Source organism: Mariprofundus aestuarium, from assembly GCF_002795805.1.
Lineage (GTDB): Bacteria > Pseudomonadota > Zetaproteobacteria > Mariprofundales > Mariprofundaceae > Mariprofundus > Mariprofundus aestuarium.
This window is the reverse complement of sequence record NZ_CP018799.1, coordinates 38,526-61,892: the sequence shown is the minus strand read 5'-3', so window position 1 is coordinate 61,892 and position 23,367 is coordinate 38,526. Positions and strand designations below refer to the sequence as shown.

Here is a 23,367-nt window from a genome sequence, read left to right as displayed (position 1 = left end):
CTTTAGCAGGAGGCAGATATGCATGTCCTCAAAACCGGCTGGTTGTTGCCGGTACTTCTCAGCTTAACCACACAAGCCTTTGCGGCGACTCCGCTGACCCTGAAGCAGGCAGAACAACTGGCATTGAAACATCATCCGGGGCTGCAGGCTCAGGGCCAACAGGCTGAAGCGATGCGCGCGATTCCGGCACAGGTGGGCAGCCTTCCCGACCCTGTTCTTAGCCTGAATGCATTGAATCTTCCCGTCGACTCATTTTCTGCAAGTCAGGAAAACATGACCCAGATGCAGGTGGGTCTGTCACAAGCACTGCCCTTCCCGGGCAAGCTTGGCTTGCGGCAACAGGCCGCTGAAGAGCTGGCTGCAGCAGCGGGTAGCGACACCGAAGAGTTTCAACTGCTGCTGGTAAGCCATGTGCGCATACGCTGGTGGAATCTTGCCTATCTGGAGCGGGCACTGGCCACGCTGCAGAGCAACCAGACACTGCTGCGCCACCTGGTGCGGGTGGCTGAAGCCAAGTACAAAACCGGTGCGGGGCTGCAGCAGGATGTACTGCTTGCACAGCTGGAGCTATCCAAGCTGCTAGAACGGGAGCTCTCTCTGAAATCGGACCGTGTTCGGGAACAGGCGGAACTGAACAGGCTTCTTGGCCGGGATAGTGCTATGCCGATAGCTCTGCCTCACTTCCTGCCAAAGCATGATACAGCCCCTGTCGACATCGCAGGCTTGAAAGTCTGGGCCGAAGAGCACCGGCCATTGCTTGCCGGTTTTGAGCGCCGTATTGCGGCAGCCGATGCCTTGGTCTCGCTGGCCGGGAAGGATTATTACCCCGATTTCAAACTGGGAGCAGCTTATGGTTTCCGTCAGAGCATCAATCCGGTTAACCGCCAATCGCGGCCCGATCTGGCATCGCTAAGCCTGTCGATGAATATGCCATTTAACCTTGGCGGAAAACAGGATAGTGCATTCGATCAACGCCGTGCGGAGAGAGAGCGGGCCCGCCTCTCCAGGCAGGATGCCGTGAACCGGGTGTATGCGGAGATTGATATTGCTGCGGCAGAGCTTGCCATGACGCTTGAGCAATTGTCCCTGTTTCAGCACGGCATTATTCCGCAGGCGCGGCAGACCACCGCATCCATGCTGGCGGGTTATCAGGTGAATAAGGTCGACTTCCTCAATCTGATTCGTGCCCGCCTCAACGAATTCAATAACGATATTCAATACTGGCACCTCTACGCCCGCGCCGGTCAGGCACAGGCCCGGCTGGCTGCGGCATCTGGAAAAGAGCCGCGGCGTCCAGTCCACGATAGCGCCGTTGGCCACAACGAAAAAACAAATGAGATGGGGAGCCTCCAATGAATCCAAAAAATCTAATGATGATGGCCTTTGTATTGACTGTGGGCTTGTCTGTTGGTTATCTATTGCCGGGCAGCTCTACGAGCGGCAATGGGAGGCAGGAGCATCATGCCGATGGCCCCTGTTCTGGCGGAGATGAGGTGCTTGCATGGCGCAACCCGATGAATCCAGCCATCACATCTCCGGTTTTCACACAGGATGAGATGGGCATGGACTACCTGCCGATCTGTGCTGACGGGGAGCGTGATTCCGGGACTGCCGGCAGCGTCAGTATCGATGCAACCGTGGTGCAGAACATCGGTGTTCGCACTGTGCTTGCTGAGCAGAAAACGATCTCCCGCGACATCCGTACCGTTGGTCGCGTTACCTTTGATGAACAGCGCGTGGCCCGCCTGCACCCCAAGGTTGAGGGGTGGGTGGAGAAGTTGTTCGTGCAGAAAACCGGTGAACTGGTGGGTAAAGGCACAATGCTGCTGGCGATCTATTCACCACAGCTGGTGGCCAGTGGCGAGGAGTATCTTCTGGCATTGAAAAACTGGCAGAACCTGAAAGATAGTCCGTTTGCTGATGTCAGGGAGGGTGCAAAGCGACTGCTGCAGAGTTCGCTGGATCGGCTGAAATTGCTGGATGTTCCGGAGCACCAGCTCAAAGAGATCCGCAACAGTGGCATCGTACCCAAAGCACTGCATATCCATTCACCCTTCGATGGCATTGTGATGAATATCGGTGCCCGCGAAGGCAGCCGTATCACCCCGGAAACGGAACTCTACATGGTCGCCGATCTCTCCCGTATCTGGGTGCAGGTCGATATCTATGAGGATGAATTGCCCTGGGTGCAGCTCGGTGATGAGGCCCAGATGCGTCTTCCGGCTGTGCCGGGGCGTGTTTTTTCGGGGCGGCTGAGCTACATCTACCCCTATCTGGACGGAAAAACCCGCACCAACAAGGTGCGCATTGAGTTCGATAATTCAGACCTGATGCTAAAACCGGATATGTTTGCCAATATCACACTAAAGGCATCACGCACGGTAAATGCGGTGGTCATACCATCGGAGGCCATTGTCCGAACAGGTGCGCGTGAACAGGTGTTTGTGCAGCGGGAGCCGGGCAAGTTCGAACCGCGTGAAGTAGTGCTGGGACTGCAGGCCGATGGTCAGGTTCAGATTGTTTCCGGTATTGCGGCAGGGGAGAGGGTGGTAACGAGCAGCCAGTTCCTGATTGATTCGGAGTCCAAACTTAAAGAAGCCACTGCCAAAATGGTCGAAGCTGGCAAGCAGGTTACTACTCCCGATTCCGGCATGAACCATTCGGCAGAAGCACTAGATCAGATGGAGATGAATGAGCAACCAGTCCCGAAGTCGAAACCGATGGATCACGGAGGGCCGATGCCTGCCAGTCCGCCTGATCATTCACACATGCACGGAGCAGGCCATGAATAATGCACTGTTTTCCTCGGTGAAAAAATCATGATTCACAAACTGATCGAGACTGCAGTTAAGAACCGCTTTCTGGTGCTGGTTGCAACCGCCATCATCGTCATCGCGGGCATTCAGGCCATGCGTGCCATGCCGCTGGATGCGATTCCCGATCTCTCCGACGTGCAGGTGATAGTCTTTACTGATTATGCCGGTCAGGCACCCCAGGTGGTTGAGGATCAGGTCACCTATCCGCTGACCACAGCGATGCTCTCCGTACCCAAGACCAAGGTGGTCCGCGGCTACTCCTTCTTTGGCTTCTCAATGGTCTATGTGATCTTCGAAGACAAAACGGATATGTACTGGGCGCGCACGCGGGTGCTGGAGTATTTGAATTATGCCCGTGATCGACTGCCCATCGCTGTTTCACCAAAGCTTGGCCCGGATGCTACCGGTGTGGGCTGGATCTATGAGTATGCGTTGGTCGACAAAACCGGCAACCTCGACCTGGCTCAGCTAAGAAGCCTGCAGGACTGGTACATCTCTTATCCGCTGCAGACGGTCGAAGGGGTAGCTGAAGTCGCCTCCATCGGCGGGTTCGTTAAGCAGTATCAGGTCGAAGTTGATCCCGATGCACTGGCCGCCTTCAACATCCCGCTCTCAAAAGTGAAACATGCCATTGCACGCAGCAACAACGATGTTGGCGGTCGCCTGATCGAAATGGGCGAAACCGAATACATGGTGCGCGGATTGGGTTATATCCGCTCCATCCATGACCTGGAAATCACACCCATCGGTGTAGATGCACACGGCACGCCGATCTTTCTAAAGCAGGTGGCGCACGTGCACCTGGGACCGGAACTGCGGCGCGGCGCCGCTGATCTGAACGGAGAAGGTGAAGTGGCTGGTGGTGTTGTGATCATGCGCTACGGTGAGAATGCACAGGCCACCATAGAAAAAGTACGTCTCAAGCTAGATGAACTGGCCAAAGGGTTGCCCAAGGGCGTGGAGGTTGTACCGGTCTATGATCGCGGTGCACTGATCGAACGCGCAGTGGATAACCTGACTGAAAAACTGATTGAGGAATCAATTGTCGTGGCACTGATCTGTCTGCTCTTCCTGATGCATGCACGCAGTGCGCTGGTGGCCATTATCTCGCTGCCTGTCGGCATACTGATGGCGTTTATGATCATGCAGTGGCAGGGCATCTCCGCCAACATCATGAGCCTGGGAGGGATTGCCATCGCCATCGGTGCGATGATCGATGGTGCCATCGTAATGATTGAGAATACCCATAAACACCTTGAACGGGCTAACGAAAACATTTCCACCTCTGAGCGCTGGGATGCGATTCTGGCCTCCACCAAAGAGGTGGGGCCTGCGCTCTTTTTCAGCCTGCTGATTATCACGGTCTCCTTCCTGCCAGTGTTTACACTGGAAGCACAGGAAGGGCGGCTTTTTGCACCGCTTGCCTTTACCAAAACCTGGGCCATGGCTGCGGCTGCCCTGCTTGCCGTGACACTGGTTCCGGTACTAATGGGATTGTTCATTCGAGGCCGTATTCCGTCGGAGGAGCAGAACCCACTGAACCGCATGCTTAAAAAACTGCATGCTCCACTATTGCAGCTGGCGGTCTCTGCGCGTGCATTCACCGTGGTGGTGACCTTGGTTCTGCTGGCGTTCACTGCCTACCCGGTGATGAATACCGGTTCGGAGTTTATGCCGCCGCTGGATGAAGGGGATATCCTCTATATGCCGACCACCTACCCCGGCATCTCAATCACCAAGGCGCGGGAGTTGCTGCAGCAGACCGATAAAATCCTGAAAACTTTCCCCGAGGTTGAGTCGGTGTTCGGCAAGGTTGGACGCGCTGAAACAGCAACCGATCCTGCTCCGCTATCGATGTTGGAAACAACAATCCGCCTAAAACCGAGGAATTTATGGCCCGATTCTGCCAAAACCACGCGCCAGCTGATGGATGACATGGATGCTGCGATTCAATTCCCCGGCCTTGCCAATGCCTGGACATATCCGATCAAAACGCGCATCGACATGCTCTCTACTGGCATCAAAACACCGATTGGCATCAAGGTCTCCGGCCCTGACCTGAATGTGCTGGAGAATGTGGCAGGGGATATTGAGCGGGTAGTCAAAGCCCACCCGGATACACTCTCCTCTTTCGCCGATAAAGCGGCTGGCGGCTACTATCTCGATTTCGATATCAAACGCGAGGAGGCGGCCCGTTACGGACTGACTGTCGGCGATGTGCAGGATGTCATCTCCAGCGCCATTGGCGGCATGAATGTCACCACCACAGTCGAGGGGCTGGAACGCTATCCGGTGAGTGTGCGTTATCCGCGTGAATTGCGCGATAACCTGCAGTCACTCAAGCGTGTTCTGGTGCCTACACCGACCGGTGCACAGGTGCCGTTGTCACTCGTTGCTGATCTGCAGTTGCGGCGCGGCCCGCCATCGATCAAAACCGAGAATGCACGGCCCAACGCTTGGGTCTATATCGATATCAAAACCAGCGATATCGGCGGCTTTGTCCGGGAGGCCAAACAGATCGTGGATGAAAGTGTGAAGATTCCAGTGGGTTACACGGTGGAATGGTCTGGCCAGTTTGAGTACATGCAACGGGCTGCAGATAAGCTGAAGATGGTGGTTCCGGCAACACTGGCCATCATTTTCCTGCTGCTCTGGTTAAATTTCCGCAACATCGTTGCGCCGCTGACGGTGATGCTCTCAATTCCCTTTGCACTGATCGGAGGCTTCTGGCTGGTCTGGGTTCTGGATTACAACATTTCTGTTGCTGTGGCTGTTGGTTTTATTGCACTAGCCGGCGTGGCAGCTGAAATCGGGGTGCTGGTACTCACCTTTATTGATCAGTCCATCATGCAAAAAAGGGAGGAAGCAACCGGTTCACTGAGCCATGAAGACCTTTGGCAGGCGGTGCAGGAAGGTGTTGGCAAGCGGGTGCGGCCGATTTCAATGACTGCAACAGCGGTCATTGCCGGTCTGCTTCCCATTATGTGGGGTTCAGGTACGGGATCCGATGTCATGCAGCGCATCGCAGCGCCAATGATCGGCGGCATGGTTAGCACTACGATTCTCAGCCTGATCGTATTACCGGTTGTTTATGGCCTGCTGCTTCAATGGCAGCATGGGCCAACTTCGATCAGTTCTCAGGACGAGTTTATTAACAGGAGCAGTGATGAAACGTAATCATAAAAAAGGACGCTTAGCAGGTTTTCTACTCTCAGCTTTTGCCGCGCTGCTGATATCGTGCAATGCAACGGATGCTGTCATGGCTACAGAAGTAACCATGTATAAGGATCCGAACTGTGGGTGCTGTGGCGACTGGGCCAAACATTTGGAGGGTGAAGGTTTTACGGTAACTGAAAAGTTGAGCAGCGATATGGACGCGATTAAGGCCAAATATGGTGTGGCACCGAAACTCGCCTCCTGCCACACCGCGTTGATTGATGGTTATATTATCGAGGGGCATGTGCCTGCTGATGATGTTAAGCGATTGTTGAAAGAGCGCCCTGATGTGGCAGGCCTCACCGCACCGGGGATGCCGATGCACTCTCCCGGCATGCAGGCGGCGGGTCTTCCACCAAAAGGTTATGACGTTTTAAGTTTTGATAAAAATGGCAACAGTGCCATTTATCACGCTTACTAGGGGTTTATAATGTTGTTTCGTATGAAATCAGTTTCTTTTTCTTTGATGCTGGCCGTGATGATGGGGCTTTCCGCATGTAGTAGTGATGAGGCCTCTCCGATAGCTACGAAGGGCGAAAAGATGCCACCTTTCCAGATGATGTCGCTCTCTGGTGAAATAGTCGACAGCCAGAAGCTATTTGCCGGCAAGGTGGTGGTGCTCAATGCCTGGGCGACCTGGTGTCCGCCATGCCGTAAGGAGATGCCCGACTTGCAACGCCTCTCTCAACTGCTGCCGGCAGATAAATTCCTCGTGGTCGGCCTCTCGGTCGATAACAATCTGGAAGATGTGAAGAAATTCGTCAGCGAACAACATGTTACATTTCCGATGTTCTGGGATGAGGGTGGTATAAAGATCGCCAAGTCAATCCTGAAATCATTCATGTTCCCTGAAACCTACATCCTTAATGCGGATGGAGTGGTTGTTGAAAAGGTGGCAGGAGCTTTTCCGTGGGCCTCTCCTGAACTGATCGGAATTCTCAAGGTGATTCAGAAAACCGGCAAAGTTCCACCACCTGATGCTGCGCAATAGGCTGCGGCACTAACTGCGTCAGATTCTGCCCAGAATGAGTAGCGTGATGTCATCACTCTGGGCAGCCTGATCGGTAAACAGCCGGATGCGTTCTATCAGGTACCCCATGCACATCTCAGGAGTGTCAGGGCACTCACCTAACCAAGCCAGAAGCCTTCCTGCCCCAAGTATTTCGTGATCGATATTGCGCGCCTCAGTGATGCCGTCGGTATAGAGCAGCACCATCTCGCCAGGCTCAAGAACCAGTCGCATGCAATCGTAGCAGGCGTCGAGGATCACTCCTGCTGGTGGTCCTGAGGCTTCATCATGCTGCCAGATACGTTGGCTGAGAATGTTCACCGGTGGCAGGTGCCCTGCATTGGCAATCTCAAGGTCTCCCGTTTCCGGATTCAGGATCATCAGAACAAGGCTGACAAACATGCCATTCTGGGCTTTTTTACACAGCGAAAGATTAAATCTGTTGAGAACTTCTGCAGCGCTGCCTCCATGCGTCAGCTCCATGCGGATATCGCTGAGCACGGTGGACATGATCATTGCGGCTGACACACCTTTACCGGAGATATCCCCGATCAGGTAGGCAAAACGACCATCTGGAAGTCGAACTGTATCGTAAAAATCGCCACCCACTTCAAATGCGGAGTTCATGTGAAATGCAGCCTGATAGCCATCAACCTCAGGCATTTCATTAGGCAGGAACGACTCCTGAATTGATTTGGCCAACTCATGGTCATGCTGCAGAAGCTGTTGTTCCATCAAGCGCTCGTGGGTGCGGGCATTGTCGATGGCAATTGCCACCATCTGAACCAATGATTCCATAAGTCGCTCATCCGCCTTTGAGAAGTCGCCATCCTGACGATTGATGACCTGACTTACTCCGATCAGTTTGCCGCGTGCAATCAGCGGGGTGCAGATCATATTGCGGGTAACAAAGCCTGTTTCACGGTCGAACTCGGAGTTGAAGCGGGGGTCTGCATAGACATCCGTCAGGCGCAGTGTCTGCAGGTTTTCAGCGGCCCAACCTGCTATACCGCTGCCCTTCGGCAGCCTGCAGATCTCTTTGAGCTGGCTCTCTTTTTCACCCGAGCAGGCGTGGAAGACAAGTTCCCCACTCGTTTCATCATGCAGGAAGAGTGAACAGCTTTCCGCCTGCATCAGCGACTGGGTTATCTCCATGATCTGTTTAAGCAGCGGGCCAAGCTTCAGCTCACCAGCAATCAACTGGTTGATTTTCAACGCTGTACGCAGACGTTCGTTATCCTTTCTGAAATGCTCCAGTAGCTCGGTTTCGCTGGTCAATTCCCATTCCCCTGATGGCCTTTCTCATTCGGGCAAGAGAGTATGATAATACGATTGTGGTTACTGTGCTATTGCTCACGCTTTATGGTGTCTATGGCTTTGATGCGAGCAGGGGTTACCGCACCATTGCAATGGCCACAAACAAGTTTTGCATCCAGAGGATGCCCGCACTCTAGGTGGGTCAATTCAGTGGTCTGCTCACCCTGATTAAACAGCCAGCGATTGCTCCAGCTAAGCATCGCCACCAGCACCGGGAAAAAGTCGCGCCCCTTGGCAGTCAGCCGATATTCAAATCGCGGAGGGCGCTCCTGATAGGGAACTCGACTGAGTAATCCGGCCTCTACAAGCCTTCTTAAACGCTGAGATAGTACCTTTTTGGAGATACCGAGGTTTTTCTGCAGGCCATCAAAACGCCTGACACCATTAAACAGATCCCGTAGAATGAGAAAACTCCACCGCTCGCCAGCAATATCCAACAGGCGAGAGATGGGGCACGAAGCTGATACTGGTTGTTCGCTGCTCATGGCGTCAATATAGCAGGTTGCAAAAAGAAACCTACTATATATTGTAAGTTTCTATTAGAGACGATCGTAATGACATAAGTACCCATTAGAGACCTTGTGGCAATCATTGGTCTCTAATAGGCACTAATATGCGGATGCGAGAGGAGAAATGTTATGCGACGTAGTAACTTACACCTGCTAGCCAAGCTCCATTTCCTCTCATCCCGAAGGCGCTTTGAACTCTTTCCCCCCTTCTTCCTGATGCGCGTGAAGATAGAGGAGCTGGCAGATGACTGGAGCAGCGTGCGTATTCGCCTGCCATTGAACTGGGTATCTGCCAATGCCGCGGGCAATATGTTTGGTGGCTATCAGGCCAGCCTTGCCGATCCGATACCCGCACTTGCCTGCCTGAAAAGGTTTCCAGGTTACAGAGTGGCGACTAAAAAGCTGGTGATTGATTTTATTCGAGTGGGAAGCTCCGATCTCAAGCTCCATTTCGATTTTGACGAGAGGCAGTTTCTTGAGATTGAAAAAGAGTTAAAAGAGAACGGGCGGGCCACCCCCTGCTTTGAGATGCAGTTTGTAAGAGAGGATGGCAAGGTCTGTACACGAATCCTCAATACTGTCGCCATACGCCCGGAAGGTTATGTTGCACCATTTGAGCATCACGATGACTAAGCGTATCGACTTCTATTTCGATTTTATCAGCCCGTACAGCTATTTGGCGGCGACACAGCTACCAGGCTTTTCACAGAAGCATCAGGTAGAGATTAACTGGCTGCCACTTAACCTGCCCCAGCTGATGAAGTTACCCGGCAACACTTCACCTGCAGCCGTGAACTCTTCTTCGGTGTTGATCATTTGGAGCTCCTCGCACGCGCCTGCAGCTAAATCCAAATTACGATTTTTTTCAAGAAACAGGCATTCCAACACACAGAACAAACGGGCAAACTAATCCCGAAATCACTGTCCTGAAAAAATAACATTGGGTGCACGAAAGCCGAAAAAAACATTAAAAAAAATTAATTTTCGAGCCATGTAATATTTATTTTCAAGAGCGCAGTCTGCACCATCTTTTGATGGAGGGGTCAATAAAACATGAAAAAAATCCTACTTATTTCACTTGGGTTATTGATAGCTGCCCCAGCCGCACAGGCTGAAAATGCACTTGAATGGTTAAACTCAACGGTTAACTCGACAAAGAAAGCTATTGAGCCTGCGGATGCAGCCAGTCTGCTTACGCTGGAAAACAAAGAGAGTGAAATGTACCCGCTGCCGGCACCCGGTGGAAAATATTTCCTAACCCTGTCACAACAGGGCAAGCAAACCTGGATTTCCCGCCGTCTCACCGAAAATGGTGACCCAGTCAACATGGTGACTGACGACGTGCGCACAGTGGAATCTGTCGGCTGGAAGGATGACGGCCATATTTATTACCTCTCTGAGCGTGCTGGCGGCCTCGGCCTGTGGGAGAAGATTTCAGATGGTGAAGGCATGCAGCGCCGGCTCCAGTCCCTGCACGGATCACTTACCCAGCCAGTCCTGCTGCCTGATGAGTCCATCATTGTGGTGCAGGCAAGGCCACTGAACTATAAAAATACAAAAATGAAAAAGCCCAAGCTCGACACCTTTAACAACTGGGAATTCCCCGGTTTTGCGACAGATATTGTTCGTATCAATAAAGGTGGATCCCAGCAGGTTCTAACTGAAGGCATTAACCCTTCCCTCTCACCAGATGGCACCCGAATTGTGTTCTCCATGCAGGCTGGCCGGAGCATACACCTGTTTCGCATGAACACCGATGGCTCCGATCTGGTTCAGATTACAGATGCCAGAAGTGTGGATACACAGCCTTCATGGAGTGCTGATGGCAAGTGGATCCTCTTTACCTCTAACCGTGCCGAAGCTGACATGCGTCATAAGGGTAAATCACAATGGGATGTATGGGCTATCGGCACTGACGGACGCAACCTGACTCAGATCACCTTTGATGAAGCTCGCGATGGTGCGGCGCGCATGGGTAAAGACGGTCTCATCTACTTCCATTCCGATCGTGCCATCAGCAAAGATATACGCGAGCAGCACCAGGTTAAATCTGTGAAATCTCACAGCTTCCACATCTGGACCATCGCTTGGCCTACAAATACTGGTAAGTAAGTCACTACGACTCCTCTCGAAAGGCCCCATTATCGGGGCCTTTTTTGTTAGACAAATTTCCGCTATTGGCAACCGCTTCACGATGCCGATGCAGCCCCGGCGTTAAATCTTGCATCAATACCAATCGCCATCCTCAAATTCGCATTCATCTTCCGTGCCAAGCGCAGGAATACCGATCAGAAACTCCAGCTCGGATATTGGAATATGTGCATTGTGCTCGCTTACCCACTTCATAAATTCAAATCGTGCGGAATCGGGGTTCAGTGCATCAAGTGACATAAGTTCCTCCTTTTCTTAACTCGTTTTACAGAAACGATACGAAGAAAAGGGGCACCCTTATGTCAGCAGCAAGTCATCCATATGACTGAACGAGTCACCACTCAATGAGTTTACCCAATTGGTTATCATACGATCATGATGCAACGAAAAAGCGGGGCATTGCTGCTCCGCCTCGTTTATATTTTTTTGCTGCTCCTGTCGCAGGCCATCAATCTGTAATGGATGGCGCTGACTTGCCTTATAGTGACGAACGTAGCTCTCGCCGTTACAGGCTTACCTCTGCACGCAGGATACCAACCTTGGCGTTAGCCAGTGCCGGATCGCCGGAGGGTGAAAGGATATACTGGAATGCGGGCTGGAGGGCCAACCAGTCAAATAGCTGGGCGCGGTAAGTCAGCTCAAAAACGGTCTCGGCCTTTTTGAAGCCGGCGTTGAGTGTCCGGTAATTACTGGAGAAATCAGCCCGCGCTACGGCAACACCTGCCTCATCGTCGCCGCGCCCCGGAATCAGGCCACTAACATGCAAGCCGCCGCCGAGGTAATTTTTGATGTTTTCAGCAGAGCGCTGCGCAAGGCCATACTGAAAGAACACGCCTAGTGCACCGCCATCCCATGCCATCAGGGGCTGGTCGACCACGATGTATCCTCCTGTCAGGCCGGTACCGCCGCCCTGAACCGGAGCCTTGCTGTGTCGCCACACGCCGAGCTTGTAGGCAGCATCTTCGCTGGCATAGGCCGCTTCGGCGATGTAGAGGTAACCCTCTGCAGCGCTCAAGCCTCTGGTTGCAGGGTCACCGTCATAACCGGCAATACGGAAGGAGAGTTGATCGTTCAACTGCAGTGCTACCCGGGCAGCAAGACCTGCTTCAGGCCACAGCGAAGTTGCCACATTACCACTGATTTCAGGGCCAATGCCAAAGGATGAGTTGGTGAACAGCCCACCATACTCGGACACATCAAATTCGGAGTTCAGGTCATGCGTACCAACCAGGATGGTGATTGCATCGTCCATCAACCGCTGCTCAACCCACGCCTGCTGCAGGCGCGTACGGTTACCATCAGCTATGTTACTGGCAGTCTGGAAGTCGCCGATGAGTAAACCGCTCGGATCCGTTCCGTGGTTGACGATAAATTCACCATAGGCGGTTGCGCCGGACCATCCGATTGCCTTCTCAAGGTCGATAGTGGCAGCCAGAGTACCTGCTGCTTCATTTTTAACACCTTTCTGCAGTCCTCCGGAAAAATTTCGCACGCTCTCTGCGATATAGCTGAACTCCGCTGTAATTGCACTACCGCCATCTTCAGCCAGAGCCGGAGCCGGAGCTGCACTAAAGCAGGCGAGAAGCGCACAAACCAGGCCATGTTTCTTTATCTTTAAATTCATTTAATAACTGCTCCTAAGCCGAGATCACCATCGATCATCCGATCGACACTGCCTGTAAAGCTTTGTTAAATTTATCATCGCCCAGGTCTGCTGCAAGCTTCGGCAATCCACTAAGCGGGCCGCTTGCATGTTTTGAGTCAAATATTTTACCATGCTCTAAATAGCTGATTTTCCGAGGCTCTGAAATGTAATCAATTTATCGCCAGAGTTAAGAGAAAATTGAGCTGTGTTGGTAAATTGCCCTCTCCACGTCCTCGCGTTTGGCCTCTGCACCCTGTTGCCACATTGATGTCACAGGGCTATCGCTCATGCCGCAGGCGACTATGCCTGAGAAGTGTTTGAGATTGGGGTTGATGTTCAGGGCAATGCCGTGATAGGTAATCCATTTGCGGCAGCGCACACCCACTGCAGCGATCTTGTTGCCATCCACCCAGACGCCGATGCCGCGCTTGTCGCGCTCAGCAGTGATACCGAAGTCGGCCAGCGTGCGGATTACCATCTCCTCAAGTCTCCAGACATGTTTATGCAAATCCTGCTCGATCCGCTGGTCGGCAATCACGTAACAGATGAGCTGGCCGGGGCCGTGGTAGGTAACTTCACCGCCGCGACCTGTGGGGTAAACGACTATTGTCTCACCATCAATCTCCCGATCCAGCACGTCATTTTCGCTGCCAGATGAACCGATCGTATAAACCGGCGGATGCTCGGTAAGGATCAGCGCCGGTTCGGCCTTACCAGCCAGAACAGCGGCAACCAGAGCCTCCTGTTCGGCCAGTGAGTCGGGATAAATCTGCCGCTCATGGCGGATAATCTGCATCTGCGAAGCCTAGCCGGAGTTATACACATTGACCAAGGAGGATAGGTTCCTAGAATCAGCTTTTCCCCTCAGGGAATAGGAGCGGCCAGCAGTGAGCAGCAAAACAGATACAAGCACACTCTCATTCGAAGAGTCTCTGAAGCAGATGACCAAACTGGTCGAAAAGCTGGAGTCAGGAGAGCTGCCTCTGGAAGAGAGTGTGGCTGCATTCGAGCAGGGCGTAAAACTCTCACGCCGCTGCGAATCACTGCTGGATAAAGCCGAACAGCGTCTGCAGGTACTGGGCAATAGCGAAGACGAGAGCTGATGCAGGCTCCTGAATTTCTCGCCTCCCATGCATCGCATGTGGAAAAGGTGCTTATCAACACACTTAAAACACGCAGATCAGTAGTGACAGAGCGGCTGATCGATGCCATGTCCTACAGCCTGCTTGCAGGTGGCAAACGGGTGCGCCCTGGGCTGGTAGTTGAATGTTTCCACGCCTGTGGCGGCAAAGAGATTGAGAAAACCATGGCTGCAGCCATGGCGATTGAGTGCATCCACACCTATTCGCTGATTCACGATGACCTACCCTGCATGGACGATGATGACCTGCGTCGGGGCAACCCTACCTGTCACAAGAAATTTGATGAGGCGACTGCAGTTCTGGCAGCCGATGCGCTGCAGGCGCTGGCCTTTGAACTGTTGGCGGCGTCTGAAATACCTGCGGAACTACGCTGCGAACTGATCCGAACACTGGCTGTAGCCTCTGGATGCCAGGGTATGGTTGGCGGACAGATGCTCGACATCCAGAGCGAAAGCGACAGCTCCGGCATCGATATTCTCGCCGTGGAGCGCATCCACCTGCACAAGACCGGCGCACTTCTGCGCTGGTGTTGCGAGGCGGGCGCGCTACTGGCCGGAGCCAATGAAGAGCAGTTCGACGCCTGTTCCCGTTACGGCAAGGCAGTAGGCCTGCTGTTTCAGATCGCCGATGACATCCTCGACGTTACAGCCAGCTCCGATAAACTTGGCAAAAGCGCAGGCAAGGATGAGGCGCAGAATAAAGCCACCTACGTATCACTGCTGGGACTGACCCGCGCTAGAGAACTGGCTGGTGAAATGCGCGAGATTGCCATCAACGCCTGCGAAGCATTGAACGGCAACGGCACCCAGCTAAAGTCGTTGGCCAACTATATTTTGGAGCGTGATAGCTGATGTTTGAGCTTCTCAACAGAATCCATGGCACAGCCGATCTCAAGGCGCTCTATCCCGAGCAGTTGCCGCAACTGGCCGACGAGATGCGCCACTACCTAATTGAAACGCTGGCCCCGATCGGCGGCCATCTTGGGGCAGGGCTCGGCGTAGTCGAACTCTCCATCGCACTGCACTACCTCTTCAATTCACCACAAGACAAGATTGTCTGGGATGTAGGTCATCAGGCCTACCCACACAAGATTCTTACAGGCCGCCTGGCTGGCATGCCTACCATTCGTCAGTATGGCGGGCTCTGCGGTTTCACCAAGCGCAGTGAATCCGAGCACGACCCTTTCGGTGCAGGCCACGCTTCCACTTCAATCTCGGCTGCTTACGGTATCGCTGCCGGCCGCGACCTGAACCATGAGGGCTACCATGTAGTTGCCGTCATCGGTGATGGTGCACTCACTGGCGGCATGGCATTTGAAGCGCTCAACCATGCAGGTGCCCACAATAATCGGCTACTGGTGATCCTTAACGACAACGAGATGTCGATTGCACCCAATGTTGGCGCCATGTCCTCCTACCTTGCCCGCATCATTACCGGCAAGCCCTACACGCAGGCCAAGGACACTGCCAAACGCATACTCGGCAAACTGCCGGGGGCACTGGATGCGGCGAAACGACTGGAGGAACATGTCAAAGGCATGATCACACCGGGCACGCTGTTTGAGGAGATGGGCTTCCGCTATGTCGGGCCTATTGATGGTCATGATTTCGATCATCTGCTGCCGACACTGGCCAACTGCAAGGAGCTGGATGGGCCGATGCTTCTGCATGTGGTGACCAAGAAAGGGCTCGGCTTTTCCCCGGCTGAAGAGGATCCTGAAACCTGGCACGGCCTTGGTCCCTACAATGTTGAGACCGGTATTCCGCACAAAAGTGCAGGCTGCCCTCCCACCTATACGCAGGTGTTCGGTAATACGCTGGCCGATATGGCCGACCATGATGAGTCAATCGTAGCGATCACTGCGGCGATGCCTGCAGGAACCGGAATTTCCCTGTTTGCCAAGCGTCACCCTGAACGCTGCTTTGATGTTGGCATTGCCGAACAGCATGCTGTCACCTTTGCTGGTGGACTGGCCGTCGCGGGTAAACGCCCCTATGTGGCGATCTACTCCACCTTTATGCAGCGCGGTTACGATCAGATCATTCACGATATCTGCATCCAGAACCTTCCGGTCACCTTCTGTCTTGATCGGGCAGGCATTGTCGGCGCTGATGGCGCAACGCATGCCGGCATGTTCGATATCGCCTTTATGCGCAATCTTCCGAACATGACCGTGATGGCTCCCAAGGATGAAGCTGAGCTCAAAAAGATGCTCGCCACCTCCCGCAAAATCAACGGGCCGGTGACCATCCGTTACCCTCGCGGTAACGGTTACGGTGTTGATATCTCCAGCAGCTCCGTGCTGCCAGTCGGCAAGGCCGAAGTCCTTGAAGAGGGCAGTGACGGGCTGGTGGTTGCAGTCGGCAGCCGCGTTCGCGACGCGCTGTCTGCGGTTGAAACCCTGCGCAAGGAAGATGGCCGTGCACTGACACTACTGAACCTTCGTTTTATCAAACCGCTGGATGTGGAGGCCATTCTTTCTCACCTGAAGCAGGGTAAGCAGCTTGCGGTGGTTGAAGAGGGGATCGCTCAGGGAGGTATCGGTCAGGAGATTGCCGTGGCCGCACTGAAGTCAGGGTGGAGCGGGCCGTTCATCCATATTGCCATGCCCGACAATTTCCCTGTCCATGGCACCCAGAATGAACTGCTTCGGGATCTAAAAATGGATTCACAAGGCATACTCAAGCAGCTGCGCGACCATTAACCTTGGCAGCAAAAGCAAAAAAACGGCGCCTTGATCAGATCCTCTTCGATAGGGGGCTGAGTGACTCAGCCGATCTGGCTGCCCGCATGATTATGGCCGGACTTGTCTATGTTGCAGGTCAGAAGGCGGACAAACCAGGCATGCAGTTCCGCGAAGATGCCGAGATTGAGGTTCGCGAGGTGCTGCGTTATGTGTCGCGCGGCGGCCTCAAACTTGAGAGAGCTCTGGAAGTATTTCCGTTCAATACCCATGGCATAGTGGCGCTTGATGTCGGCGCATCCACCGGCGGCTTTACCGATGTGCTGCTGCAGAACGGGGCAGTCAAAGTATATGCTGTTGATGTTGGCCACGGGCAGCTGCACTACAAGCTCCAGAATGATGAGCGCGTCATTAACCTAGAAAAAACGCATGTTCGAAAACTTTCCCCTGAACTGATCCCAGAAGCCATTGATGCACTGGTCATCGACACCTCATTCATATCGCTGACCCGTGTACTTCCATGTGCATGGCCTTTCGTAAAAGCGGGAGGCTGGTGCGTGGCGCTTATTAAACCGCAGTTTGAAGTTGACCCCAATCACCTGATTAAAGGTGTGGTGCGTGAGGATGAGTGGCGTCAGTGGGCTATTGGCCGGGTAACCACGATGGTGGAGTCCGAACTCTTCGGCGCAGAGATCATCGGCATTGAAGAGTCTCCAATCCACGGGCCCAAGGGTAATGTTGAGTACCTACTGGGGTTGAAACGTAACAATTAGCTAAAAAACCGTGTTATGCTCGCCACAAGGGTACAGCCCTTATTTGAAGCTCTCCAGATGATTTAACAACTTCTCAGCATTAGCCACCAACATCAGATAGGCATCTTCAAAGCCATCCGGACCGCCGTAGTAGGGGTCGGGCACATCAGGGGCGTGGCCAGTCTCAACCTCAAACTGGCGCATCATCAGAATGCGTGATTCGGGTACTCCCAGACGCAGCAGGTTGGCTCTGTTGTCACTATCCATAGCGATCATCCAGTCCCATTGCTGGCAATTTCGGGCAGTAACCTGCTGTGCGCGATGGCGACTTAAGTCCAATCCCTTCTCTTTCGCCTTGGCTGCAGAACGGGGATCAGCAGGGCCACCAACATGCCAGTCACCTGTGCCTGCAGACTCGAAATGGTAACGATTGAGTCCGCGCTGCGCTGCTACGCCACGTACAACAACTTCCGCTAAGGGTGAGCGGCAGATATTGCCAAGGCAGACAAACAGGACCTTCTCTTTATGATTTTCAGCCATAGATATTCTTCTCCGCCTGTGAGCGCTGCAGATAAACCGGCTCTGGATAACAGGGCAGCGTTGGTAGATCAGCCCGCTCCAACTCAGCCAGTGCCGCAGCCAGAAGTGCTTCTGAGCGCGTCATAGTCAACGGCATCCGCTGCCAGCCCGCCAGCGTTACTGGTGGCTCGTTATGGCAGGCAAACAACCCGGGCTCCAGCTCCGCAATCACCTCATCCCACCTAAGGCAGCGGTCTTCACCAACTACCAGGTCCTCTTGATATAAACCGGCAAAGGCCTCGCCGGCACGCGCATCCTCAAGCACCCAGAGTGGGTCGCTTACATCAGCCTGTCTTGCGGTAATTGCCAGAGAAGAGAGATGCAGGATCGGCAGCTTCATGCCGCTGTTGATGCCTGCCAGAGTCGCAGCTGCAATACGCAGACCGGTAAATGAACCGGGACCTGCTCCCAGTGCCATAAGGTCAAGTTGATTCCACGTAAGTCCCGCCCGGTTCAGCAGTCCATTGAGCATCGGTACGATACTGGTTGAACGGGTTTTTCCGTGTTCTGTGGCAGCCGCTGACAGAAAGGAGCCTTCAGCCGTATGAATACAGGCCGATATCTCACCGAACGCCGTATCCAGCGCCAGAATATTATCGGGCTTCACAAGTACTCTTGCAGAGATTTGCGCAACGATTCGCCATACTCTGCGTGCTGCAAACCAATGACTGCATTGGCCAGTAAAAAACCTTCCGGATTACCGGCATCGAAACGCTGTCCTTCCAGTAAGACACCGTAGACAGGCTCCTCTTTCGCCAGCACTGCAATGGCATCAGTAAGCTGAATCTCGCCACCCTTGCCTGGCTGCACCGCTTTCAGAAGCTGCATCAACCGCGGCGTGAATATATATCGGCCTACCATTGCCATATCGGAGGGCGCTTCATCCATGCCAGGCTTCTCAACCATGTCGGTTAGCCGCAACAGTCCTCCCTCTTCAGTCGTGTAATCAACAATGCCGTACTTGGAAACCTCGCTGGCTGGCACCTGAATAAGGCCGATCACCGAGCAGCCCGTTTGGTCGTAGACCTCACGCAACTGCTGCATTGCCGGTTTCTCATGGATGATCAACTCATCAGCTAGTGACACACCGAACGGCTCGTCACTCACCCAGTGGCGCGCGCAAAGCACCGCGTGGCCGAGGCCCAGCGCCTCTTTCTGGCGAAGGTAGATCACCTCCGCCATTCGTGCCACACGTGAAACCTCTTTGTAGAGAGCGCTCTTGCCAGCACTTTTAAGATTGGCTTCGAGCTCCGCCGAAATATCAAAATGATCCTCAATGGCGCGCTTGCCGCGACCTGTAACCATGATGATCTCACCCATACCGGCGGCAATCGCCTCTTCGACCCCATACTGAATCAGCGGCTTATCGACAATCGTCAGCATCTCCTTGGGGCTCGCCTTGGTGGCGGGCAGGAAACGGGTGCCAAGCCCTGCGGCCGGGAAGATAATTTTGCGTAACGGTTTCATGTTGGGATCCCTCTTAACTTAATGATTCCCAGTATAGCACAAAGCTTTCCGATCAGCTGAGGCGGCCGTAGGAGTGCAGGCCGGAAAGGTACATGTTCACACCTAGGAAGCAGAAAATAGTCACCAGGAACCCGGCCACGGCCCACCAGGCCAGAGCTTTGCCATGCCAGCCATGTGAAACGCGGGCATGCAGGTAAGCACCGTAAACCAGCCATACGATCAGTGCCCAGGTCTCTTTTGGATCCCAGGACCAGTAACCACCCCAAGCTTCAGCAGCCCAGGCTGCACCGAGAATGGTTGCCAGCGTAAAGGCGGGGAACCCGACAGCAACGGACTTGTAAGCAAGCTGGTCAAGCTGCTCCAGAGTCGGGAGAACTTTCAACATCTTCGAACTGCTGCCTCGTGCCTCCATTCCATGACGCAGCAGATAGGCCATTCCAGCTGCGCAAGCGACTGCGAATGCACCGTAACCGACAAAGTTCATCGGCACATGAATCTTCATCCAGTAAGACTGCAGGGCAGGCACAAGCGGCTTGATATCAGCCTGTCCAATCGAGTCCAACCAGACACCGAAGAATACACCTGCGGAAACAAGGAACATGACGAAGGCCCCCATGCCCTTGGCTCCATAGCGGCGCTCAAACGAGAGGTAAACGGCCGCTGTAATCATGAACAGTACGATGAACACTTCATACAGGTTGGAAACTGGCGCGTGTCCGATCTCTACATCAATCATATAGGACTCATGCCAGCGCAGCAGCAGGGCAGTGCCGCCGGCATAAATACCGAAGTAAGCCGAGCCGGTGGCAATACGGCCAATGAAGTTCTCAGGTGCAAACAGATAAGCGATGTAAGCCACGGCTGAGAAGATAAATACGACATTCATGGCCATGATAATGCTGCCAGCAATAAGGTTGGACTGGTCTTCATAGGAGATCTGGCTGGCATCAGGCTCAAACAGTGCGGCAATAGCAGCAAGAATTACCATCAGCAGCATGCCATCCAGCCACGGCACAGTGTTTGGAGCTACGCGACCCTGAAGCAGGGCTGGCTTTATGGTGATCACAACTGCGGCAAGAGCTGCGCCAATCAGGGCGCCGGTTCCGCCCCATAGCAGCCCCTGAGTGCTGAGAATCTGATAGAGAAACGCATCCTCGTTATAGCCTCCCTGTGCATACATCGCCATGGCCGAGATACCGAGCGATGCTCCAATATAGGCATAGAAGCGAAGGAACGCCCAGCGCCCGCGATTCACCAACTCCCAGATCGACGGTTCAGCAGTCATTGCAGTCATGCATTTCTCCTTTTTTGGCCCACTCCGGGCCGGCAACAGATTCGGTCAGGCTTCAGCTGCGGCCAAACTCTTTATCAAGTTTTATGAACAGATCGTTAAAGGTTTCTTTAAAAGCGATCTGATTACGGTTGGTCATGCCTGCCAGAGAAACCTCTGCGCCAGCTTCAGTGGCGCGAATAACGAGCCACAGCTTGCGATGCGGCATATAAAACATGATGCAGAGGCCGAAAACAAGGATTGCGCTGCCGATCCAAACCACATTCATTCCGGGGTCTTTGGCCAGCTGCAGGCCGGTGTAATAGACGTGCTCAAAATCATCCAGCATAGGAATCACTGGCCATGGCAGCTGCGGGAGCATGTTTACTGCCTGCACCGTACGTATGCTAATATCCCGGATATTCTCGGGAGGAGAATCACCATAAACATCATGAGTGGCTTTTTGGAACGCTTCGTATTTCGCCTTATTATCTGACGTCTCCTGTAGCTTGGAGAGGTGGCTGATAAAAGCGTTGTACAGCTTCCACTCATCAGGACTGGTCATATCCAATCCCAGCGCTACCGGCTGGTAATCCTTGGCATCACCGGTAAGAGAAACCATCATCCACGAGCCTTGGTTCTGCCCGTCAGGCCCCATATAAGGGTTCATGTACGACTTAACCTTGACCGGTTTGATGCCGGAGCCACGGATCACATACTCAACGGATGGCCCGATATCTTTAAACTTTTTCTCACCAAGATTTTCGGCAATATTCTCGACGTTGTAGGGTCTGAAGTCGGTCACCTCCAGCGATATACCGGTCTCCGGATCCTTCCAGGTTTTGTAAACTCCGGTTTGTGCCATGCGTGTCTTCTGGCTACCGTCCATGTGGAACAGCTTGAAGGTGATATCGGAACCACCATCTCCAAAGCTTGCCTGGTAGATATAGACGCCTTTGTAGAAAAGCGGTTCGTTGACGATGATATCGGAGGTAAGCACCTCTTTACCCTCATCAATAATGGTCAGGTTGCTGCGAAACTCTTTCGGCGCACCAGTCTGGAAGAAGTCAATATCGAACGAGTTACAGCGCACCTGAAATGGCATGTCGAGTGTTGCCGATTCGGTCCCCTTCAAAAAGGAGATCTGCTTCTCCATGGAGCCTTCAGCCACAGCCATGTTGCCGCGGAAACCGAACTGCACACTTATCCAGCCACCCACAAGAACGATCAGGATCGCCGAATGCACCAGGATGTAACCCCATTTGTGGTTCCGCCCCTTATCAGCGCGGACAAAGTGCTGGCCATTCTCTTCAACTGCTTTGAAGTTCCAACCGTAGAGCTGCTTGCGAAAGGCCTGCTCCAGCTCTTCCACCGACATCACCGATTTCAGTTTCCAGTGCTGTAGAAGCTCCATGCGCTTAAGCGAGCGCTCGTTGAGCGTCACCTTATTGCTGCGCATCTCCTTGAGCATCTTCGGAACATTGCGCCACAGGCAGGCAGTCAGTGAAAGCATCAGGAAGCCGAGCAGGGTGAGGAACCACCATGTATGGTACATGTCGAACAGACCCAACGAGCGGAACACCCAGTACCAGAGCGGCCCAAACTGTTGCAGGTAATCGGTTTGATCCTGATTCTGCAGCAGCACGGTACCGATGACCGATGCAATAGAGAGTACCATGAGCAGTACAATGGCCAGTGACATCGAACCAAGCCTCTGCCACAACTGTTTCAAAAAATCGGAGAAAGAATTCATGTCGGCATGTTAGCCATTCATCAGCGCGGCGTCATGGCCGAATTGTGGTGCAATCATTGCGCCATACACGCAATAGAGTTGAGGCTTTGCCTGTACTGACAGCTCCTTGCAGCACAGCATCAAGGTGCCGATTCCAGCGCATGCGAAGTTTGCGGCCAGGCTCCGTTGGGGCTCCGCCTTTGCGGTTAAGACTGGAGGATAGCAACAGTCCTCCGCAGGCCGCGGCCAGCTGCCGGGTCTGAATACTTGCATCAACCCGTACGGCAAGTGTGCTGTTGCGATAGCAAATCGGTGTCAGCCCTGGCTTTGCAGGTATCACCAGCGTAAAGGGACCTGGCCACGAACGGCGGATGATTCTGCGCAGCTCCGGCGAATAAAAACGGATCAACCCGGTTGCCGTCTGCACCGAATCGGCCAGCAGGAGAAAGGGGCCCATACGTCGCTTGAAAGAAACCAGCTTGTCCACTGCGGCGGGGATATGCGGGTCTGCCGCCACACCCGGCAGAGTGTGTGTATGATGCGCAATCACCCCGCCCTGCTTCAGCACTTTCGCCACCCTGAGGGCGGCAAGCTTCTGGCTGACCTTAGTCTTCAGCGAGAATCGCCTCTGCCTGTGCAACTCGATCAGCCTTCAGTAAATCTGCCAACCGCTCATCGTTCTGGGCCAGCATCTGCACGGCCAGAAGACCGGCATTCTTGGCGGCATTGATACCCACCGTCGCCACCGGCAATCCCGGCGGCATCATGACAGTGGAGTGCAGCGCGTCCTCTCCGTTCAGGGGGCCTGATGCTATCGGAACACCAATGACCGGCTTCACAGTCTTGGAGCAGACTACGCCAGCCAGATGCGCAGCCATGCCTGCGGCACAGATAAACACCTTACATCCCGCCTCTTCAGCCTCTTTAACCGCCTGCACGGTCGCTTCAGGCGTCCGGTGAGCCGAACGAATCATCGTCTTGTAAGGAACGCCGAACTCTTCCAGCACACCCTCTGTTTTCTGCATCACAGGCATGTCGGATTTGCTGCCCATCAGGATCAATACTTTAATCGCTTCCAT

At 53.7% G+C, this 23,367-nt stretch carries 24 protein-coding genes; 12 read left to right on the top strand and 12 right to left on the bottom strand.

The window, feature by feature from the left end:
- The first annotated feature begins 18 nt into the window (after positions 1 to 18).
- Genes Ga0123461_RS00315 through Ga0123461_RS00295 form a run of 5 tightly spaced genes read left to right on the top strand, consistent with a single transcriptional unit; the run spans position 19 to position 7,023 of the window.
- Positions 19 to 1,356 (top strand): TolC family protein, encoded by a 1,338-nt coding sequence (locus tag Ga0123461_RS00315; RefSeq protein WP_100276517.1) that lies wholly within the window; start codon positions 19 to 21, stop codon positions 1,354 to 1,356.
- Positions 1,353 to 2,792, top strand: coding sequence for an efflux RND transporter periplasmic adaptor subunit (locus Ga0123461_RS00310; protein ID WP_100276516.1), 1,440 nt, complete (start codon positions 1,353 to 1,355; stop codon positions 2,790 to 2,792). The genes Ga0123461_RS00315 and Ga0123461_RS00310 overlap by 4 nt, the downstream gene beginning before the upstream one ends.
- A 27-nt stretch (positions 2,793 to 2,819) precedes the next feature.
- On the top strand, positions 2,820 to 5,993 hold the full coding sequence (locus Ga0123461_RS00305) for an efflux RND transporter permease subunit (RefSeq protein WP_100276515.1): 3,174 nt from the start codon (positions 2,820 to 2,822) through the stop codon (positions 5,991 to 5,993).
- Positions 5,983 to 6,453, top strand: coding sequence for a DUF411 domain-containing protein (locus Ga0123461_RS00300; RefSeq protein ID WP_232710252.1), 471 nt, complete (start codon positions 5,983 to 5,985; stop codon positions 6,451 to 6,453). The genes Ga0123461_RS00305 and Ga0123461_RS00300 overlap by 11 nt, the downstream gene beginning before the upstream one ends.
- A gap of 21 nt (positions 6,454 to 6,474) precedes the next feature.
- Complete coding sequence (locus Ga0123461_RS00295; RefSeq protein ID WP_157819181.1) at positions 6,475 to 7,023, top strand: TlpA family protein disulfide reductase; 549 nt, start codon at positions 6,475 to 6,477, stop codon at positions 7,021 to 7,023.
- 18 nt (positions 7,024 to 7,041) lie between these two features.
- Here Ga0123461_RS00295 and Ga0123461_RS00290 read toward each other — a convergent pair whose 3' ends face one another.
- Positions 7,042 to 8,319, bottom strand: a complete 1,278-nt coding sequence (locus tag Ga0123461_RS00290; protein WP_100276513.1) for a PP2C family protein-serine/threonine phosphatase — start codon at positions 8,317 to 8,319, stop codon at positions 7,042 to 7,044.
- Between the two features lie 68 nt (positions 8,320 to 8,387).
- On the bottom strand, positions 8,388 to 8,843 hold the full coding sequence (locus Ga0123461_RS00285) for a winged helix-turn-helix transcriptional regulator (RefSeq protein WP_100276512.1): 456 nt from the start codon (positions 8,841 to 8,843) through the stop codon (positions 8,388 to 8,390).
- A gap of 153 nt (positions 8,844 to 8,996) precedes the next feature.
- Here Ga0123461_RS00285 and Ga0123461_RS00280 point away from each other — a divergent pair, with 153 nt between their 5' ends.
- From Ga0123461_RS00280 to Ga0123461_RS00270, 3 genes are all read left to right on the top strand, one after another.
- Entirely contained in the window at positions 8,997 to 9,500 is a 504-nt protein-coding gene (locus tag Ga0123461_RS00280; protein ID WP_100276511.1) for a PaaI family thioesterase, read from the top strand.
- Complete coding sequence (locus Ga0123461_RS00275; protein ID WP_335645312.1) at positions 9,415 to 9,777, top strand: DsbA family protein; 363 nt, start codon at positions 9,415 to 9,417, stop codon at positions 9,775 to 9,777. The genes Ga0123461_RS00280 and Ga0123461_RS00275 overlap by 86 nt, the downstream gene beginning before the upstream one ends.
- A 143-nt stretch (positions 9,778 to 9,920) precedes the next feature.
- Positions 9,921 to 10,979: a TolB family protein gene (locus tag Ga0123461_RS00270; protein WP_100276509.1), complete on the top strand. Its 1,059-nt coding sequence runs from the start codon at positions 9,921 to 9,923 to the stop codon at positions 10,977 to 10,979.
- Between the two features lie 114 nt (positions 10,980 to 11,093).
- Here Ga0123461_RS00270 and Ga0123461_RS12265 read toward each other — a convergent pair whose 3' ends face one another.
- The 3 genes from Ga0123461_RS12265 to lipB all read right to left on the bottom strand — a co-directional run bounded on the left by Ga0123461_RS12265 (position 11,094) and on the right by lipB (position 13,459).
- Positions 11,094 to 11,258, bottom strand: a complete 165-nt coding sequence (locus tag Ga0123461_RS12265) for a hypothetical protein (protein ID WP_157819180.1) — start codon at positions 11,256 to 11,258, stop codon at positions 11,094 to 11,096.
- Between the two features lie 265 nt (positions 11,259 to 11,523).
- Positions 11,524 to 12,642, bottom strand: a complete 1,119-nt coding sequence (locus Ga0123461_RS00265) for a carbohydrate porin (protein WP_100276508.1) — start codon at positions 12,640 to 12,642, stop codon at positions 11,524 to 11,526.
- 208 nt (positions 12,643 to 12,850) lie between these two features.
- Positions 12,851 to 13,459 carry a lipoyl(octanoyl) transferase LipB gene (gene lipB / locus Ga0123461_RS00260; RefSeq protein ID WP_100276507.1) on the bottom strand — a complete coding sequence of 203 codons (609 nt, stop codon included), beginning with the start codon at positions 13,457 to 13,459 and terminating at the stop codon, positions 12,851 to 12,853.
- A gap of 91 nt (positions 13,460 to 13,550) precedes the next feature.
- On the opposite strand from lipB, the gene xseB reads away from it, so the two are divergent.
- From xseB to Ga0123461_RS00240, 4 genes are read left to right on the top strand one after another with little or no spacing between them, the layout of a single operon-like run.
- Positions 13,551 to 13,766, top strand: coding sequence for an exodeoxyribonuclease VII small subunit (xseB, locus tag Ga0123461_RS00255; protein ID WP_157819179.1), 216 nt, complete (start codon positions 13,551 to 13,553; stop codon positions 13,764 to 13,766).
- Positions 13,766 to 14,656: a polyprenyl synthetase family protein gene (locus tag Ga0123461_RS00250; RefSeq protein ID WP_100276506.1), complete on the top strand. Its 891-nt coding sequence runs from the start codon at positions 13,766 to 13,768 to the stop codon at positions 14,654 to 14,656. Before xseB ends, Ga0123461_RS00250 begins: the two co-directional genes overlap by 1 nt.
- Positions 14,653 to 16,509: a 1-deoxy-D-xylulose-5-phosphate synthase gene (gene dxs / locus Ga0123461_RS00245; protein WP_100276505.1), complete on the top strand. Its 1,857-nt coding sequence runs from the start codon at positions 14,653 to 14,655 to the stop codon at positions 16,507 to 16,509. The genes Ga0123461_RS00250 and dxs overlap by 4 nt, the downstream gene beginning before the upstream one ends.
- A gap of 2 nt (positions 16,510 to 16,511) precedes the next feature.
- Positions 16,512 to 17,261 (top strand): TlyA family RNA methyltransferase, encoded by a 750-nt coding sequence (locus Ga0123461_RS00240; protein WP_100276504.1) that lies wholly within the window; start codon positions 16,512 to 16,514, stop codon positions 17,259 to 17,261.
- 39 nt (positions 17,262 to 17,300) lie between these two features.
- Here the strand turns inward: Ga0123461_RS00240 and Ga0123461_RS00235 are convergent, their stop codons facing one another.
- The 7 genes from Ga0123461_RS00235 to purE are packed head-to-tail and all read right to left on the bottom strand — an operon-like array spanning position 17,301 to position 23,367.
- Positions 17,301 to 17,780 (bottom strand): low molecular weight protein-tyrosine-phosphatase, encoded by a 480-nt coding sequence (locus Ga0123461_RS00235; RefSeq protein ID WP_100276503.1) that lies wholly within the window; start codon positions 17,778 to 17,780, stop codon positions 17,301 to 17,303.
- Positions 17,773 to 18,426 carry a tRNA (adenosine(37)-N6)-threonylcarbamoyltransferase complex dimerization subunit type 1 TsaB gene (gene tsaB / locus Ga0123461_RS00230; RefSeq protein WP_157819178.1) on the bottom strand — a complete coding sequence of 218 codons (654 nt, stop codon included), beginning with the start codon at positions 18,424 to 18,426 and terminating at the stop codon, positions 17,773 to 17,775. Before tsaB ends, Ga0123461_RS00235 begins: the two co-directional genes overlap by 8 nt.
- The gene (gene galU / locus Ga0123461_RS00225) at positions 18,423 to 19,286 is read right to left on the bottom strand and encodes a UTP--glucose-1-phosphate uridylyltransferase GalU (RefSeq protein ID WP_100276501.1); all 864 of its coding nucleotides are present in this window, start codon (positions 19,284 to 19,286) and stop codon (positions 18,423 to 18,425) included. The genes tsaB and galU overlap by 4 nt, the downstream gene beginning before the upstream one ends.
- A gap of 52 nt (positions 19,287 to 19,338) precedes the next feature.
- Complete coding sequence (gene ccsB, locus Ga0123461_RS00220) at positions 19,339 to 20,580, bottom strand: c-type cytochrome biogenesis protein CcsB (RefSeq protein ID WP_100276500.1); 1,242 nt, start codon at positions 20,578 to 20,580, stop codon at positions 19,339 to 19,341.
- A gap of 52 nt (positions 20,581 to 20,632) precedes the next feature.
- Positions 20,633 to 22,309 (bottom strand): cytochrome c biogenesis protein ResB, encoded by a 1,677-nt coding sequence (locus tag Ga0123461_RS00215; RefSeq protein WP_232710249.1) that lies wholly within the window; start codon positions 22,307 to 22,309, stop codon positions 20,633 to 20,635.
- Between the two features lie 31 nt (positions 22,310 to 22,340).
- A complete protein-coding gene (locus tag Ga0123461_RS00210; RefSeq protein WP_232710247.1) occupies positions 22,341 to 22,928 on the bottom strand; it encodes an L-threonylcarbamoyladenylate synthase in 588 nt (195 codons plus the stop codon).
- The gene (gene purE / locus Ga0123461_RS00205; RefSeq protein ID WP_100276499.1) at positions 22,894 to 23,367 is read right to left on the bottom strand and encodes a 5-(carboxyamino)imidazole ribonucleotide mutase; all 474 of its coding nucleotides are present in this window, start codon (positions 23,365 to 23,367) and stop codon (positions 22,894 to 22,896) included. Before purE ends, Ga0123461_RS00210 begins: the two co-directional genes overlap by 35 nt.

Excerpts from the sequence above, each read along its gene's own strand:
- Ga0123461_RS00315 (WP_100276517.1), top strand. The coding sequence starts at position 19 with ATGCATGTCCTCAAAACCGGCTGGTTGTTGCCGGTACTTCTCAGCTTA.
- Ga0123461_RS00310 (WP_100276516.1), top strand. The coding sequence starts at position 1,353 with ATGAATCCAAAAAATCTAATGATGATGGCCTTTGTATTGACTGTGGGC.
- Ga0123461_RS00305 (WP_100276515.1), top strand. The coding sequence starts at position 2,820 with ATGATTCACAAACTGATCGAGACTGCAGTTAAGAACCGCTTTCTGGTG.
- Ga0123461_RS00300 (WP_232710252.1), top strand. The coding sequence starts at position 5,983 with ATGAAACGTAATCATAAAAAAGGACGCTTAGCAGGTTTTCTACTCTCA.
- Ga0123461_RS00295 (WP_157819181.1), top strand. The coding sequence starts at position 6,475 with ATGAAATCAGTTTCTTTTTCTTTGATGCTGGCCGTGATGATGGGGCTT.
- Ga0123461_RS00285 (WP_100276512.1), bottom strand. The coding sequence starts at position 8,843 with ATGAGCAGCGAACAACCAGTATCAGCTTCGTGCCCCATCTCTCGCCTG.
- Ga0123461_RS00280 (WP_100276511.1), top strand. The coding sequence starts at position 8,997 with ATGCGACGTAGTAACTTACACCTGCTAGCCAAGCTCCATTTCCTCTCA.
- Ga0123461_RS00275 (WP_335645312.1), top strand. The coding sequence starts at position 9,415 with ATGGCAAGGTCTGTACACGAATCCTCAATACTGTCGCCATACGCCCGG.
- Ga0123461_RS00270 (WP_100276509.1), top strand. The coding sequence starts at position 9,921 with ATGAAAAAAATCCTACTTATTTCACTTGGGTTATTGATAGCTGCCCCA.
- Ga0123461_RS12265 (WP_157819180.1), bottom strand. The coding sequence starts at position 11,258 with ATGTCACTTGATGCACTGAACCCCGATTCCGCACGATTTGAATTTATG.
- Ga0123461_RS00265 (WP_100276508.1), bottom strand. The coding sequence starts at position 12,642 with ATGAATTTAAAGATAAAGAAACATGGCCTGGTTTGTGCGCTTCTCGCC.
- lipB (WP_100276507.1), bottom strand. The coding sequence starts at position 13,459 with ATGCAGATTATCCGCCATGAGCGGCAGATTTATCCCGACTCACTGGCC.
- Ga0123461_RS00250 (WP_100276506.1), top strand. The coding sequence starts at position 13,766 with ATGCAGGCTCCTGAATTTCTCGCCTCCCATGCATCGCATGTGGAAAAG.
- Ga0123461_RS00235 (WP_100276503.1), bottom strand. The coding sequence starts at position 17,780 with ATGGCTGAAAATCATAAAGAGAAGGTCCTGTTTGTCTGCCTTGGCAAT.
- galU (WP_100276501.1), bottom strand. The coding sequence starts at position 19,286 with ATGAAACCGTTACGCAAAATTATCTTCCCGGCCGCAGGGCTTGGCACC.
- ccsB (WP_100276500.1), bottom strand. The coding sequence starts at position 20,580 with ATGACTGCAATGACTGCTGAACCGTCGATCTGGGAGTTGGTGAATCGC.
- Ga0123461_RS00215 (WP_232710249.1), bottom strand. The coding sequence starts at position 22,309 with ATGAATTCTTTCTCCGATTTTTTGAAACAGTTGTGGCAGAGGCTTGGT.
- purE (WP_100276499.1), bottom strand. The coding sequence starts at position 23,367 with ATGGAAGCGATTAAAGTATTGATCCTGATGGGCAGCAAATCCGACATG.